At 64.5% G+C, this 14326-nt stretch carries 13 protein-coding genes; 7 read left to right on the top strand and 6 right to left on the bottom strand.

Annotation, left to right across the window (positions count from 1 at the left end):
• Positions 1–118 precede the first annotated feature (118 nt).
• Together CAL29_RS01410 and CAL29_RS01405 are read left to right on the top strand one after the other, a co-directional pair.
• Positions 119–1585, top strand: coding sequence for an MFS transporter (locus CAL29_RS01410; protein WP_094851222.1), 1467 nt, complete (start codon positions 119–121; stop codon positions 1583–1585).
• A 122-nt stretch (positions 1586–1707) separates the two neighbouring features.
• On the top strand, positions 1708–2190 hold the full coding sequence (locus CAL29_RS01405) for a MarR family winged helix-turn-helix transcriptional regulator (protein ID WP_179283868.1): 483 nt from the start codon (positions 1708–1710) through the stop codon (positions 2188–2190).
• A gap of 24 nt (positions 2191–2214) precedes the next feature.
• On the opposite strand, the gene CAL29_RS01400 is transcribed toward CAL29_RS01405, so the two are convergent.
• The 4 genes from CAL29_RS01400 to CAL29_RS01385 all read right to left on the bottom strand — a co-directional run bounded on the left by CAL29_RS01400 (position 2215) and on the right by CAL29_RS01385 (position 5933).
• Positions 2215–3183 (bottom strand): LysR family transcriptional regulator, encoded by a 969-nt coding sequence (locus CAL29_RS01400; RefSeq protein ID WP_179283867.1) that lies wholly within the window; start codon positions 3181–3183, stop codon positions 2215–2217.
• A gap of 122 nt (positions 3184–3305) precedes the next feature.
• Positions 3306–4301: a Bug family tripartite tricarboxylate transporter substrate binding protein gene (locus CAL29_RS01395; protein ID WP_094851219.1), complete on the bottom strand. Its 996-nt coding sequence runs from the start codon at positions 4299–4301 to the stop codon at positions 3306–3308.
• 7 nt (positions 4302–4308) lie between these two features.
• Positions 4309–5112: an aspartate/glutamate racemase family protein gene (locus CAL29_RS01390; RefSeq protein WP_094851218.1), complete on the bottom strand. Its 804-nt coding sequence runs from the start codon at positions 5110–5112 to the stop codon at positions 4309–4311.
• A 74-nt stretch (positions 5113–5186) separates the two neighbouring features.
• Complete coding sequence (locus tag CAL29_RS01385) at positions 5187–5933, bottom strand: SDR family NAD(P)-dependent oxidoreductase (protein WP_218831790.1); 747 nt, start codon at positions 5931–5933, stop codon at positions 5187–5189.
• A gap of 166 nt (positions 5934–6099) precedes the next feature.
• On the opposite strand from CAL29_RS01385, the gene CAL29_RS01380 reads away from it, so the two are divergent.
• The gene (locus CAL29_RS01380) at positions 6100–6414 is read left to right on the top strand and encodes an antibiotic biosynthesis monooxygenase family protein (RefSeq protein ID WP_094851217.1); all 315 of its coding nucleotides are present in this window, start codon (positions 6100–6102) and stop codon (positions 6412–6414) included.
• 64 nt (positions 6415–6478) lie between these two features.
• Here the strand turns inward: CAL29_RS01380 and CAL29_RS01375 are convergent, their stop codons facing one another.
• Positions 6479–6922 (bottom strand): cupin domain-containing protein, encoded by a 444-nt coding sequence (locus CAL29_RS01375; RefSeq protein WP_094852642.1) that lies wholly within the window; start codon positions 6920–6922, stop codon positions 6479–6481.
• Between the two features lie 159 nt (positions 6923–7081).
• On the opposite strand from CAL29_RS01375, the gene CAL29_RS01370 reads away from it, so the two are divergent.
• Positions 7082–8011, top strand: coding sequence for a LysR family transcriptional regulator (locus CAL29_RS01370; RefSeq protein ID WP_179283866.1), 930 nt, complete (start codon positions 7082–7084; stop codon positions 8009–8011).
• 27 nt (positions 8012–8038) lie between these two features.
• Here the strand turns inward: CAL29_RS01370 and CAL29_RS01365 are convergent, their stop codons facing one another.
• Positions 8039–8686: a cupin domain-containing protein gene (locus CAL29_RS01365; RefSeq protein WP_094851215.1), complete on the bottom strand. Its 648-nt coding sequence runs from the start codon at positions 8684–8686 to the stop codon at positions 8039–8041.
• 416 nt (positions 8687–9102) lie between these two features.
• On the opposite strand from CAL29_RS01365, the gene CAL29_RS01360 reads away from it, so the two are divergent.
• The 3 genes from CAL29_RS01360 (at position 9103) to CAL29_RS01350 (ending at position 14313) form a co-directional block, all read left to right on the top strand.
• Positions 9103–10134, top strand: coding sequence for an ABC transporter substrate-binding protein (locus CAL29_RS01360; RefSeq protein WP_094851214.1), 1032 nt, complete (start codon positions 9103–9105; stop codon positions 10132–10134).
• Between the two features lie 121 nt (positions 10135–10255).
• Positions 10256–12304, top strand: coding sequence for a hydantoinase/oxoprolinase family protein (locus CAL29_RS01355; RefSeq protein ID WP_094851213.1), 2049 nt, complete (start codon positions 10256–10258; stop codon positions 12302–12304).
• Positions 12301–14313: a hydantoinase B/oxoprolinase family protein gene (locus CAL29_RS01350; protein ID WP_444979143.1), complete on the top strand. Its 2013-nt coding sequence runs from the start codon at positions 12301–12303 to the stop codon at positions 14311–14313. The genes CAL29_RS01355 and CAL29_RS01350 overlap by 4 nt, the downstream gene beginning before the upstream one ends.
• The last annotated feature ends 13 nt before the right edge of the window (positions 14314–14326 follow it).

The following is a 14326-nucleotide window of genomic DNA, read 5'->3' as shown; positions in this document are numbered from 1 at the left end:
AGCAGGCTAACTATCAAACGCTCATTAATTTGTTAGCTTATTTACTATCGTCATTTTTGAGCGGTCGCCCAAGCGCGCAAAATGGCGGGCGATTCCTCTTTTCCATGGCTCCAGATACATGTCCTCATCCCCCCGCGACCCGGCTCCCATCGCTCCCCCCGCTCATCCAGCCGGCGCCGCCGCGACGCTTGCCAAGGACACCAGCTTCCGGCCCCTGTCCATCCTGGTCGGCTCGGCGTACTTCATGGAGCAACTGGACGCCACCATCATCAGCCCCGTCATCCCGGACATCGCCCGCGACTTCGGCGTCGATCCGCTGAGCTTGAACCTGACGATGACCATCTATCTGCTGTGCTCGCTGGTGTTCGTGCCCATGAGCGGACTGGTGGCGGCGCGGCATGGCACGCGCACGGTGTTTTCCTGGGCGGTGGGGCTGTTCACCGCGAGCTCGGTATTGTGCGCCATGGCGCCCAGCCTGGCCACGCTGGCACTGTTTCGCGCATTGCAGGGCGTGGCGGCGGCCATGATGGTGCCGGTGGGCCGCACGGCCATCGTCCACACCACCAGCAAGGCGCAACTGGTCGAAGCGCTGGCCTGGTTCATTACGCCGGCCATGGTGGGCCCGATGCTGGGACCGCCCCTGGGCGGCCTGTTCTCCGCCTATCTGTCCTGGCATTGGGTATTCCTGATCAATGTGCCGGTGGGCCTGGCCGGCCTGTGGGCCGCGCGCAGCATCATGCCGCAATTGCATCATCGGGCGGACCTGACCTTCGACGTGCGCGAATGGCTGTTGGCGGGGGCCGCGCTGGCCTTGCTGATCCTGATGATCGAACGGGCCCGGCATGGCGCCAGCCTGCCCATGCTGGCCGCGTTGGCCGTGGCCTTCGCAGTATGCGTCTGGCTCTACGTCCGCCGCTTCCGTGGCCTGGCGTCGCCCATGCTGGACTTCCGCCTGCTGCGCTTGCCGACTTTCGCCGCCGGTTTCTGGGGCGGATCCCTGGTTCGCGTCGGCTACGGCGCGTTGCCTTTCCTGTTGCCGCTGATGCTGCAACTGGGCCTGGGCTACACCGCCCTGCAAAGCGGCATCGTCCTGCTGATCAGCGGCTCGATCGCGTTCTTCACCAAAACGCAGACCACCCGGCTGTTGCGCCGCTGGGGTTTCCGCCGCGTACTTTGCTATAACGGCTTGATGTGCGCCGCGGCCTTGGCCGGCTGCGCCCTTTTCTCGCTGCCGCATTGGGGCCTGGTCGGCATCACGGCTTTCGTCTCGATGGCCAGCTTCTTCCGGGCAGTCCAGTTCAATGCCCTGACCGCGGTGTCCTACGCCGATCTGCCCCGCGAGAAAATCGCCTCGGCCACCACCCTCAACACCATGGCCTGGCAATTGGCCATCATGCTGGGCATCTCCCTGTCGGCGCTCGCCGTGCAGTGGTCTGCTAACCTATGCGCCCGCGCTACGCCCGCCGATTCGGATTTCTCGGCGGCGTTCGTCCTGGTCGCACTGTTTGCCTGCGCCGCCATGCCCCGCTACCGGGCCTTGTCCGCGCAGGACGGGGCGGAGCTAAGCGGCCATCGGGCTCCCTGATGGCGGGCCCGTTGACGCCCTCCCTCATACAGCCCGAGGCAGCCGGCGCGGCGACGGGTCCTGCACCGGACACCGCGAAGAATCCGCCGTCCCGCGCCATGGCGCCTCAATTATCCACATCCATGCCCGCTCAGCACGTCGAACGACTCTCCCAGCTTTACTCGCGGCCCGGCTTCCTGCTGCGGCGCGCCCACCAGATCTATGTCGCCATCTTCGAGGCGAACTTCGAAAAGCTGTCGCTGTCGCCGGCCCAGTACTCCGTCATGATCGCCTTGCATGACCTGCACGGCGTCAACCAGGGCGACCTGGCCAAGGCCATAGGCATGAACAAGGTCACCGTGTCGCAGATCGTCCAGGCGCTTGAAGCCCGCGGCTGGATCACCCGCAAGAAGGCGGAAATAGACCGCCGCCAGCGCACCTTGACCCTGACGGCCGCGGGCCGGCGCGCCCTGAATCAGACTGCGAAGATGGCCGAGGCCACCTACGCCGAACAGATGGCGCCCCTGACCGAGCCGGAACGCCAGCACCTGTTCGCGCTGCTGCATCGCATCGTCGATGAACTGGAGCCGCGCGCGCGGACGCCGTTCGAGCCACTCACGGACTAGCGCTTCGTGTTGCGCCCAGGCGCATCAGATCGACTTCTTCCTTTCGCCGGCCATTTTCAACTTCCCGCCGCCGGGCAGCGACGAGCGGCTTTGAAGATAAGCCACCAATCTGTTCGCCGCCCCGGATATATTCCGGCTGCCGTTCCGGCAGATCCTCAGCGCCGTAATCGACCACGGATCGTCAAGCTGGAGCACGCGGATCGCGTCGCCCAGCCGGCGGGCGATGGAGATCGGAAAGACGGCGATGCCGATTCCGGCCCCGACCAAATGCGCGAGATCGTCGAAACTCGCCACTTCGATTCTGAGCCTCAACGGCCTTCCGGTGGAGACGGCGGCTGCCTGGACATAGGTCTGTAAGGCGCTGGCCGACGCGAGCCCGACGAAGTCGTATACCAGGCACTCGGAAAAGCGAACCGTTTTGCGCGCTGCAAGCGGATGATTCCCGGGCACGGCCATCACGAGTTCATCCACCTTGTAAGGCAAGGCCTCCAGGCCATCCGTATCCGCCGCTTCGGAGACGATGCCGATCTCTATGGTGCCATCGCGCAGCGCGCGAATGATCTCGGCGCTAGGACGTTCGCGAAGCTCGACATCGATTTCAGGGTGATCGGCCAGGAAACCCACCAGATCCGAGGGAAGGAAATCCCGGAATGCAGTGGTATTGGCCCAGATGATTACATGCCCCCGACGGCCATCGGCAAAGTGGGCCATGTCAGCCGTAGCCTCTTCGGCGTAGCGAAGCAGATGTTCGGCATGTTTCAGGAAGCATTCGCCCGCGGCCGTCAGCGAGGTGCCGCGCTGGCGACGATAGAGCAGCGTCGCGCCCACCGCCGTCTCGAGCTGCTTGATACGCATGCTCGCGGCAGGAAGCGACAGACACGCCCGCTCGGCGGCAAGCGTGAGGCTGGCGCTCCGGGCGACGCAGACGAACAGCCATAGATCCGCGAAGTCAAAACGAGGCGAATTGATTCCGATTCCAACTGTCGCATGCACGCCGGCCACCTCGCGCGGGGAGTTGAAATCCGATCATAGCTCTCGTTCCGCAAGTCGATAAGGATGAGCACCATCCGATTGGCTCGCGTGAGGAGCGCCCTTCGTCGATTTACGGTTGAACATCACTCGAGCTTGATATGCGCCGTGCGGATGACGTCCCCCCAACGCGTGGATTCCGCTTTCAGGAAAACGGCGAAATCCTTCGGAGACTTGGCCAGGATGCGGGCGCCGCTTTGCTGCAAGCGATCCTTCAACGCCGGATCGGAGAGCGCCTTGCGCATGGCGTCGTTCAGGCGTTGGACGACTGCGCCGGGCACGCCCTTGGGCGCCATGAATCCATACCAGACGGACACGTTCATTCCCTGCACACCGGATTCCGATAATGTGGGCACGTCCGGAATCAGCGGGGAACGTATATCGTCCGCGACGGCGATGACTTTCAGCTTTCCGCCGCGTATGAGCGGAAGCACGCCCAGCAGGTTGGTGAACATGAATTGGACGCGCCCGCTCATCAGGTCGGGAAAGGCGGCCGCCCCGCCCTGGTAGGGGACATGGGTAAATTCGATGCCGGTGTGCATCTTGAACAGCTCGGCGGCGAGATGCTCGGTCGAACCACTGCCTCCCGATGCCACCGTTATCGGGTTTTTGCGATCCTTGCCGCGCTTTATCACGTCCGCGACGGTGGTGGCCGTAACGGACGGCGCCGCCACCAATACGATGGGGATTTGCGCGGCCAGGCCGACGGGCTCCAAATCCTTGAAGACATCGTACGGCATCTTCGGATACAGATATTGGTTGATGGCATTGGCAGGCGATGCCATCAACAACGTGTAGCCGTCCGGCGCCGCTCTCGCGACTAATTGAGATCCGATATTGCTTCCCGCCCCCGGCCGATTCTGGACGACGATGGGCTTCCCCAGTTGCATGCCCATCAGTTCGCCGATGGAGCGTGCCAGGATGTCGACGGCGCCCCCCGCGCCATAAGGCACGATCAATTGGATAGGATGATCCGGATAATTGGATTGGGCGCCTGACCGTGTCGGCAGCGCCAGGAGAGCAAGGCTTCCGGCCGCACCGAGGATCAATCGGCGCCGGCTGCGGCAACGGCGCGTCGTCATGGCAACCTCACATGGTCAGGAATACGTCGCCGTAGGCGCCGCGCAGTTCTTCCAACTGATCGAGCGGGGGCTGTGCATAATGGGCACGGCGACTGGTCCATTGGCCGCCCATGATTTTCTTGAGCTTGACGGCGCTTTCCGCAATCTTTATCAGCGCGGCGGAACCGTTTAGCACGGGCACGGTCCCCTGCCGCAGGGCGTGCACCCCCTGCGAAGAAAGCAGCACCATCAATACGCCGATGGAAGGGATGATTACCTCCGCGCCCTCCGCCGCGGCGGCTTCGCCGGCCTCGATGAATGTGTTGACCAGGGCCTCCCGCGCCGCGGTATTGCCGAAGCCGGATTCGAGATCGACCAACCGCTCCACCGACATCGTGCGGACGCTATGCAGCTTCTCGCGCAGGCCATAGCGGCCGATATTGTCGACGATACGCGCGCCATGTTTTTCGTTGCCCGTCACCAGGGCGAAGTTGCCGCCCATCATCGCGGCCAGATGAACCGATGTCTCGCAAAGGCCGAAAACGGGAAATGCGGCGATTTCCCGCGCCTCGCGCAGCCCGGGGTCGCCGATGTTGCCGATCACGAAGGCATCGAAACCCTCACGGCCCGCGCGCTCGACATTTTCCAGAACCTCTTGCGCCTCAATGGACTCAAGGTAATGAAATTGGTCTCCGATACCGCCGCGCTTTTCTACGCAGTGGATTTCTATCGTCGTGTCGGGCTCCTTGGCCGCGTCGAGTAACGCCTGCAGGGCGACGTTATAGCCCTGCCAGCGATCCTTTCGAGTCAAACTCTGGTACCAGATTTTCATGTCCGCTCCTCTCGTTCTTTGGTTTTATTTCAAGCACGTCGTTCGTCACGCGTCACTCGACGTTCTGCTGCCGGTCAGTCACACCATATGCCTCCGTTGACATCCAGGACTTCGCCGGTGATGAAGCTATTCCTGCCGTCGGCCAGAAACAGCACCGCATTTGCCACGTCGTCGAGCTGGCCCATTCTTCCCACCGGGATCAGGGAGCGAAGCGCCTCCGGGAAAACCGTCGTCATGGGGGTCGCGATGGGCCCGGGCGCAACGGCGTTGACTCTTATCCGGCTTGCTGCCAGTTCGCGGGCCAGGTAGGCAGTCAGCAGATGCACGCCCGCTTTTGCGGCGCCGTACGCCGCGTTCGATACCCCCGACTGTTCATCGGGATCGATCCAGCAACGCGCATTGCCGCCGTTCTTGCCGACGACGGAACCGATGTTGACGATGCTGCCGCCGCCTTGTTTTTTCATGCCGGGGATTACGGCTTGGCAACAGAAGAACGTCCCCTTGAGATTGATTTCCAGCACGCGATCCCACTCGGCCTCGCTGATTCCCTCCGACGGCCCCGTGGATCCGACGCCGGCGACATTGACGAGCAGGTCTATGCGATGGTGATGTTCGAGAACGGACGAAACGACATCCCTGAAGGTCTTCGGAATGCGGACGTCGGCGAGGTGGAACGCCGCGCACCGCATCGCCTTGCCGGCCGGTTCCCGGACATCCACGCCGACAACCGTCGCCCCCGCTTCCGACAATGCGCGCGCGGTTGCCGCGCCGATGCCTCCCGACGAGCCCGTGACTATGGCGATGCGGCCTTCGACACTCATTTGATATCCTCTTCCTGGCAGCTTGATCGAGTCACTGTAGCGACGTTCGAGCGGCGCAAGTTCAGATATATTGAAGTCCCCTTAAGTGGAACCCATGGCGATGCGGCCGGCGGCCCCAGTCGGGTACAGTGGCGTAGCCATCATGTTTCGACAAGGATCACCCGCCATGTACATCGCCATGAACCGTTTCAAGGTAGCCCCGGGCGCCGAGCTCGAGTTCGAGCAACTGTGGACGAACCGGGATACGCACCTGAAGGAAGTGCCCGGTTTTGTCGAGTTCCATCTGCTGAGAGGCCCGAAGAAGGAGGACCATGTCCTGTATTCGAGCCACACGGTCTGGGCCGACCAGGCCTCCTTCGAAGGCTGGACGCGGTCCGAGGCATTCCGCGCCGCGCATCGCAATGCCGGCGGCGGGACCCGGTCGCTCTATCTCGGTCACCCCGAATTCGAGGGTTTCGAGGTTATCCAGACGGTAAAGTAGCGCGGCGACGCGCCGAAGGCCTGCGCCGCAGCCGGTATGCGCTACCGGCCTGGCGTCCTCCTCGTCAGCCCTTGTGCTCCGCCGTGATCGGCCGCGTTTCGCCGGTCTCCACCAAGGTGCGGGTCGCGTTGACCGAGCCGTAGATCCACAGGATTTTCATTCCCTCGGTCTCCGACAGGTTGCGGAAGCGGTGCGGGACGCCGGCCGGGATCCAGGTGGTGTCCATGGGCTTGAGGTGGAATTCCTGTCCGTCGATGTCGAACATGGCGTCGCCCTCCAGCAGCATGACGCTCTCTTCACAGTTGTGATAGTGGAAGGGAATCCTGGCGCCGGGCCCGAATTCGGTAATGCCGTTGATGAAGGCTTCCGCGCCCTTGGAGGCGCTGGCCAGCGGAATGGTGCGGGCGCCGCCGCCGCGCTCGTAAGCCTTCATCTGGTCCGGATGGAAGATCTGGGGCTTGTTGAGGCCGGCCTGCGCCGGGGCCTGGGCTTGCGCGGTGGGGGTCATGCTGCGTGCTCCTCGTCAATATTCAGGATATGTGGCGCGGCGGACCCGCCGCCAGCGGTCACGAATCCTGAAAGTCTAGACACCCGGCGCCGCCAGCGTCCAATGCCGAATGGGCAGGCAGGTATATCATTCTGCGATGGACCTTTAAGGCGAGCGGCAGTGAACCTCCGTACCTTGAAATACTTCGTGGCGATCGCCGACGCGGGCAGCCTGACGGCCGCCGCCGAGGCCATCGCGATCGCGCAGCCGGCGCTCAGCCGGCAAATGCACGCGCTGGAAGAAGAGATGGGCGTGCCCCTGCTGCAGCGCACCGCGCGCGGCGTGCGCCTGACCCAGGCCGGCGTGACGCTCTACGAGGCCGCGCAGCGCATGCTGGACGAGGCCCAGCGCGTGAAGCGCCAGTTGGCCGGGCCGGCGGAAAGCGGCGAAAGCCGCGTGGTCCTCGGCGTGTCCCCCACCCTGTCGCGCGTGCTGGTGCCCGGCCTGTTCGAGCGCTGCCACCGCACGCTGGACCGGATGCAACTGGTCGTGCGCGAGGCCTTTACGCCCGAACTGCTGGACATGCTGGAGAAAGGCATGCTGGACATGGCCATCATCACCAGCATGGGCGCCAGCGCGGGCCGTCCGCTCGCGCTGCATCCGCTGGTGGGCGAACCGTTCGCGCTGGCCACGCCGAAGTCCATGAAGATGGATCCCATCATTTCGCTGGCCGAACTGTCCCGCATCCCGCTGCTGATGACCACGCTGCACCGCACCGTGGTGGAACGCCAGCTCCAACCCATGGGCGTGCACCTGAACATTCACTCGGAAATCGATTCGGTCGACGCCATCCGCGAACTGGTGCACGAGGGCGACTGGTGCACGCTGATGCCGGTGTCGGTGTTCAAGGAGCCGCGCAGCGCCGCCAGCGTCACGCTCACCGAGGTGTCCGGCGTCCAGTTGAACCGCCACCTGATGATGGCGACCCGCATCGAGGGCGCCCCCAGCACCGCGCTGGCGGCGCTGCGCGAGATCGTGCTCGCGGAATTGGCCAGGCTCAACCGCCTGTGCGTCTTCAATTTCGGCAAGAAACGAGCCAGATCAAAGTGATATGGCTTAGCGGTATAGCCTGGACGGCTACAGATGGCGGTCCAACTGGACGCTGCCGATGATCCACATGACCTGGGTCGGCTTGTCCGTGGGATTGCTGAAGCTGTGCGCCAGCGCGCTGTCGAAGACGAAGCTATCGCCTTCCTTCAAGCGCGCCTCGCGCCCGTCGACCTTGAGCAGCAGCTCGCCGGACAGCACCATGCCGCCTTTTTCCGCGGGATAGCTCAAGGCCGTCTTGCCGGAATGCCCGCCGGGCTCGATGTGCAGGATCATCATCTGCAGATGGTGATGTCCGCTGGACGTCAGCAGCTCCTTGCGCACGGAACCCAGTTCCAGGAAAGGCCGCTGCGACGCCCGCCGCACGAATGCCGGATCCCCGGATTCCCCGCCTGCGCGCGAGGGCGCCACTTCGCTGAACACGGCGGGCACGGGCGCGCCGAGGGCTTGCCGGATGGCGGTCAGCACGCGCACCGACGGATTGGCCAGGTCACGCTCGATCTGGCTGATCATGCCCACGGAAACGCCCGAGGCGCGCGCCAGTTCCTGCAGCGTCCAACCCTTCTCCATGCGCAGGCGGCGCAAGATCGCGCCCACGCCCTTGCCCGCTCCCGACGGGCCTTCCTTCGTGGCCTCCCTGACGGCTTCCTCGGGCGCCACGATGTTCTCGTTATCCATCACATCCTCTCCTCTGATGACTGCGTCCTCCGCTTGAATTGCGCGACACCGTTCGAGCCATCCAACACGGTACCTCTGGCGCCCAGAGTAGCGGGCGAGGATTTTAACAATGGCGCCCATTGAAATTCAATCGGGTTTTCATTGAAATTATCAGACTCCATCACAAGGTCCTTCAAGCTGCCGCGGCCATGGACCGGATTTTTTGCGACGCACCAGAAAGGCATCCAATTGTCCTTTATTTTCAATTGATTGATATCTATCCATAGCGATTCCCAGCGCATTCTGGCCCGGATTCCGATATGCCCCCACCTCTCGTTTACCCTCGGAAGTCCGAAATCCACTAAAAAAATCTTGCTCGTTCTTTTAATCAGTGAAATTATTTTAGCCGCGTCACAACAGTTCCCAGGGGGTCGCTCATGCACACGAAACGAGTTGGGTACGTAGTTTCCGGCGTTCTTCTCGCCACGCTGTCCCACACGGCGCCAGCGGCCGACCTGACGGTCGCCGCGTTCGGCGGCCAATGGGAACAAAGCCTCCGCCAATGCGACATCGCGGCCTTCGAAAAGGCCACGGGCAAGAAGGTGGACGTGGTCCTGGGCACACCCGTGCAATGGATCAACCAGATCGCCGCCAGCCCCGAGCATCCGCCCTTCGACGTGATATTCATCCCTTCGGACTATGCCTTCGACGTAGCCCAGCGCGGCATGGCCCAGAAGATTACCCCGGAGAACGCGCCCAACGTCAAAGACCTCACCCCTTATTTCGCCGACATAGGCAAGGGCTACGGCGTGGTGCACAACTACGGCTCCATGGGCATCATCTACAACAAGAAGACGGTAAAGAACCCGCCCAAGTCCTGGCAGGACTTCATCAAGGGCACGCTGGCCGGCGACTGGACGGCGGCCATGCCGTCCATCAACTACCCGGGATCCACCAGCGTCAATATCTGGAACTTCGCCAAGCTCGAAGGCGGCGACGAGCACAACATCCAGCCCGGCCTGGACATCATCAAGAAGATGCAGAAGAGCGGGAACCTGGAGTTCTGGACCGATCCCAACCAGGTGCTCAACGGCCTGAAAAGCGGCGAGTTCGACCTGGCCATGTATTGGGACGGCCGCGCCTGGGCCTTCATCGACGACGGCAACAAGGACAATTTCGGCTATATCAGCCCGGCGCCCGGCGCGGTGGCCGCCATGACCTGGACCCAGGTCATCAAGAACGCCCGCCCGCTGGCCATGGAGTTCGCCAACTTCACCATGAGCGCCGAAGCCCAGGGCTGCTTCGGCAGCAGCATCCGCTACGGCGTGGGCAATTCCAAGGCGAAATTCGATCCGGCCGTCGAGCACGAAATCACCAAGTTCGACCAACTGGCCTTCCCGCCGTTCGTGGAGATCAACAAGCTCCAGAACCAGTGGGTGGAAGCCTGGAACAAGCAGATCGGACGCTGACCGCGGCGCCGGCGCAAGGCGCCGCGCGCTGTCCGCCGGCATGGACGCCGGCATGGGCGCCGTTACATCGCACGTCCGGATAACCCGTTCCCGGGCTGCTCCACCGAATGAGGAATGCAAGATGGCATATCGCATAGGCGTCGACATCGGCGGCTCCTTCACGGACTTCGCCCTGTTCGACGAAGAGACGCAGACACTGAAGAGCCTGAAGACCTTCTCCCGCCCGGACCAGCCGGGCGCCGAGGTGATGACCGGCATCGCCCTGGCCGAGGAGCGCTACGGCATCAAGCCGCGCGATATCTCCTACTTCACGCATGGCACCACGGTGGGCATCAACACCGTCATCCAGCGCAAGGGCCTGAAGCTGGCGCTGTTCGCCACGGAAGGCTTTCGCGACGTGCTGGAGATCGGCCGCCTGAAGATCGCCGATATGTACAACCTGCTTTCCAAGCGTCCCGAGCCGCTGATTCCCCGGGACATGGTGTTCGGCATCCCGGGCCGCCTGGACGCCGCGGGCGAGGAGCTGGAGCCGCTGGACGAGGATGCCGTGAAGGCCGCGGTCAAGGCCGCGCAGGCGGCGAAGGCCGACGGCATCGTGGTCTCGCTGCTGCATTCCTACCGCAATCCGGCGCACGAGATGCGCGTCAAGGACGTGATCCTCTCGGTGGCCCCCGGCATGTCCGTGTTCTGCTCCAGCGTGACCTGGCCCATTATCCGGGAATACGAACGCACGGTGACCACGGTGATCGGCGGCTATGTGCAGCCACGCGTGGCCCAATATCTGGGATCCCTGCAGAAGGCCCTGGCCGAGGCCGGCGTGCGCGGCGAGCCCCGCCTGACCAAGTCCAACGGCGGCGTGATGACGGCCGAGCAGGGCAAGCAGGACTGCGTGCAGATGATCCTGTCGGGAACGGCCTCCGGCGTGATCGGCGCGGCCTATGTCGCCAAGGTCGCCGGCATCGACCGCTGCATGAGCCTGGACATCGGCGGCACCAGCGCCGACGTGGCCATCATCATCGACGGCGCGCCCCAATACGGCGTGGGCGAGCTGATCGGCGAATTCCAGATCTATATCCCGTCGGTCTCGGTCAGCTCCATCGGCGAAGGCGGCGGCTCCATCGCCTGGGTGGACGGCCAGAACGTGTTGCGCGTCGGCCCCGAAAGCGCCGGATCCACCCCGGGCCCCGCCTGCTACGGCCGGGGCGGCACGCGCGCCACCATCACGGACGCCTTCGTCGCCATGGGCGCCATCGGCCATTCCGACCTGGGCTACAACGCGGTCAAGGTCGACCGCGAAGCCTCGCGCCGCGTCGTCGGCGAACTGGCGGAGAAGTTGAAGAGCAGCGTCGAGGAAACCGCCGAGGCCATCGTCAATATCGCCGTCTCCGGCATGTACACCGATACCTCGGCGCTGATTTCCCGGTTCGGCATAGACCCGCGCGAGTTCTCCCTGCTCGGGTTCGGCGGCGCCGGACCGATGCTGGCCTGCTTCCTGGCGCGGGAACTGCGCATGAAGGAAGTCGTGATCCCGACCACGCCGGGCGTGCTGTCGGCGCTGGGCGGCCTCATCGCCGACGTCAAGAACGATTTTCTCTCCACCGTCTACGTGGACGCGGCGCCGGCCTCCATGGCGCGCATCGCCGAAGAGTTCGACGCGCTGGAAGCGCGGGCCGTCCACTGGCTGCGCGAGGGCCAGGGCTATCGCGGCGACTACGAACTGATTCCCTCTGCCGAGATGCGCTATCGCGGACAGAGTTTCGAGATAGACACGCGCCTGGACGTCGACGCCATCCGCCGCGGCGACATGCAGGCGCTGATCGACGCATTCCACCAGGAACACAAGCGCCTCTACGGCCACGCCGATCCCGAGGCCGCCGTGCAGGTCATCAGCATCCGGCTGGTCATCTCGGGCAAGACCATCAAGCCCGAATTCCCGCGCCTGGCGCTGGACCGCAGCGCCGCCACGCCCAAGGGCCACGTGCGGGTATGGATGGACGGCGCCCCGCACGACGCGGCGCATTACTGGCGCGCCGACCTCAAGCCCGGCCAATACTTCGGCGGGCCGGCCATCGTCGCGCAGGAAGACTGCACGACCGTCGTCCCGCCCGGCTACGCCGCCCGCGTGGACGCGTACGGCAATCTCCGCATTACCGAAGGGGAGCAAGCGTGAAGCACACCAATATGACATTGCAGGTCCTGGCCAACTACTGCGCCGCCGTCGCCGAAAGCATGGGCTGGACGTTGATGCGCACGGCCTACTCCACCTTCGTGAAAGAGACCGAGGATTTCTCCTGCCAGGTGATGACCGCCCAGGGCCTGACCGTGGCCTCGCCCAAGACCTTCGGCGCGACGTGGTACACGGGCCTGGACTACAGCGGCGTCATCGACCGCTTCGATTACCGCGAAGGGGACATCTGCGTGGTGTCCGATCCCTACTCCGGCTTCGTCGCCACCCACGCCCCCGACCTGCACATGTGGAAGCCGGTCTTCTGGGAAGGCGAGCTGATGTGCTTCGTCGGCAACCATGTGCACAACACCGACGTCGGCGGCGCCGTGCCCGCCTCGCTGTCGCGCAGCCTGACCGAGTGCTACCAGGAAGGCCTGCGCATTCCGCCCATGCGGCTCATGCGCGACGGCAAGCTCAATGAAGACCTGCTGCAGATCATCAACACCAACGTGCGGCTGCCCGAGCAGAACTGGGGCGACCTGAACGCGCAGATCGCCTGCGCCAACGTCGGCGAACGCAAGATCCACGAAGTCATCGGGCGCTTCGGCAAGGAAGCCTTCCGCGCCGGCATGTCGCAACTGCTGGACTATGCCGACGCCCAGGCCCGCAGCGTCATCCGCGGCCTGCCCGACGGCGAGTACTTCTTCGCCGACTACGCCGACGAGGACCAGGCCAACGGCTATCCGGTGCGCGTCTGCGTGACGCTGAAAATCCATGGCGACACGATGACCCTGGACTACACCGGCAGCGATCCGCAACTGGTCTCGTCCATGAACGTGCCCACCGGCGGCAACGAACGCCATTCGCTGGCCATGGTGGGCGCGGTCTATGCGCTGTACTGCCTGGATCCCACCATTACCTTGAACGCCGGCCTGATGCGCCCGGTGCGCGCCGTCCTTCCCGAAGGAACGGTCATGAACGCGGTCAAGCCCGCCGCCGTGGGCATGCGTAGCCTGATGTGCAACCTGTCCCAGGTCGCGACGATCGGCGCGTTCTGCCGCGTGGTGCCGGACCGTATGCCCGCGTCGCCCGGCAGCGGCATGTCCATCATGAACGTCAAGACCTCGACGCGCGACGGCCGTCCGGTCATGGCCTCCATCGGGCCGGTGGCGGGCGGCGCCGGCGGCGGTCCGCTGCGCGACGGCGCCGAGGGTTGCGGCGCCAACATGTCCTACCTGAAGAACACCCCGGTGGAAATCAACGAGGCCGAGGTGCCCATACGCATACGCCGCTACGGTCTGGTGCAGGATTCCGGCGGCCCCGGCCGATACCGCGGGGGCTCGGGACTCGAAATGGAGTTCCAGCTCTTCGCGCCGCAGTCCATGGTGACGGCGCGCAATCGCGACCGGTCGCGCTTCGCGGCCTGGGGCCTGGCGGGCGGCAAGGCCGGCAAGCCGTCGCGCTTCGCCCGCAACCCCGACACGCCGCAATGCGTGGAACTGGGTTCGATAGACATCGTGAATTGCGATCCCGGCGACGTCATCCTGATCCAGGGGCCCGGCGCCGGCGGCTACGGCGACCCGCTGCTGCGCCCGGCGGACCTGGTCCGGCAGGACGTGGCGCGCGGCTTCATTTCGCGAACCAGCGCGCGGGAAGACTATGGCGTGGTCCTGGGGTCCGACCTCGTGGTGGACCACGCCGCCACCGAGGCGCTGCGGGCCTCGCGCATCCGCGAGCCGGTTCCCCCGGCCACCTTCGGCCACAGCGCGTCCCGCGTCGAATACGAAAAGGTCTGGACGCATGCGCGCTATGCGGCACTGACGGCCCTGCTGGCGCAATTGCCCGTGTCCTGGCGCTACTTCATCAAGCACCAGATCTTCCGCGCGGTGGGCAATGCGCCGCCCGCCGGCGAGGACGACGGCAGCGACATCTACGAATGCTTCGACGAGATCGCGCGCCGCTTCACCGAACTACCCGCGGTCGCGCGCCCGCGTGAACTGGCATCCGCCTGACCGGGAGACGACA

Source organism: Bordetella genomosp. 10 (assembly GCF_002261225.1).
Taxonomy (GTDB): Bacteria; Pseudomonadota; Gammaproteobacteria; order Burkholderiales; family Burkholderiaceae_B; genus Bordetella_C.
This window is presented reverse-complemented; position numbering and strand designations above follow the sequence as displayed.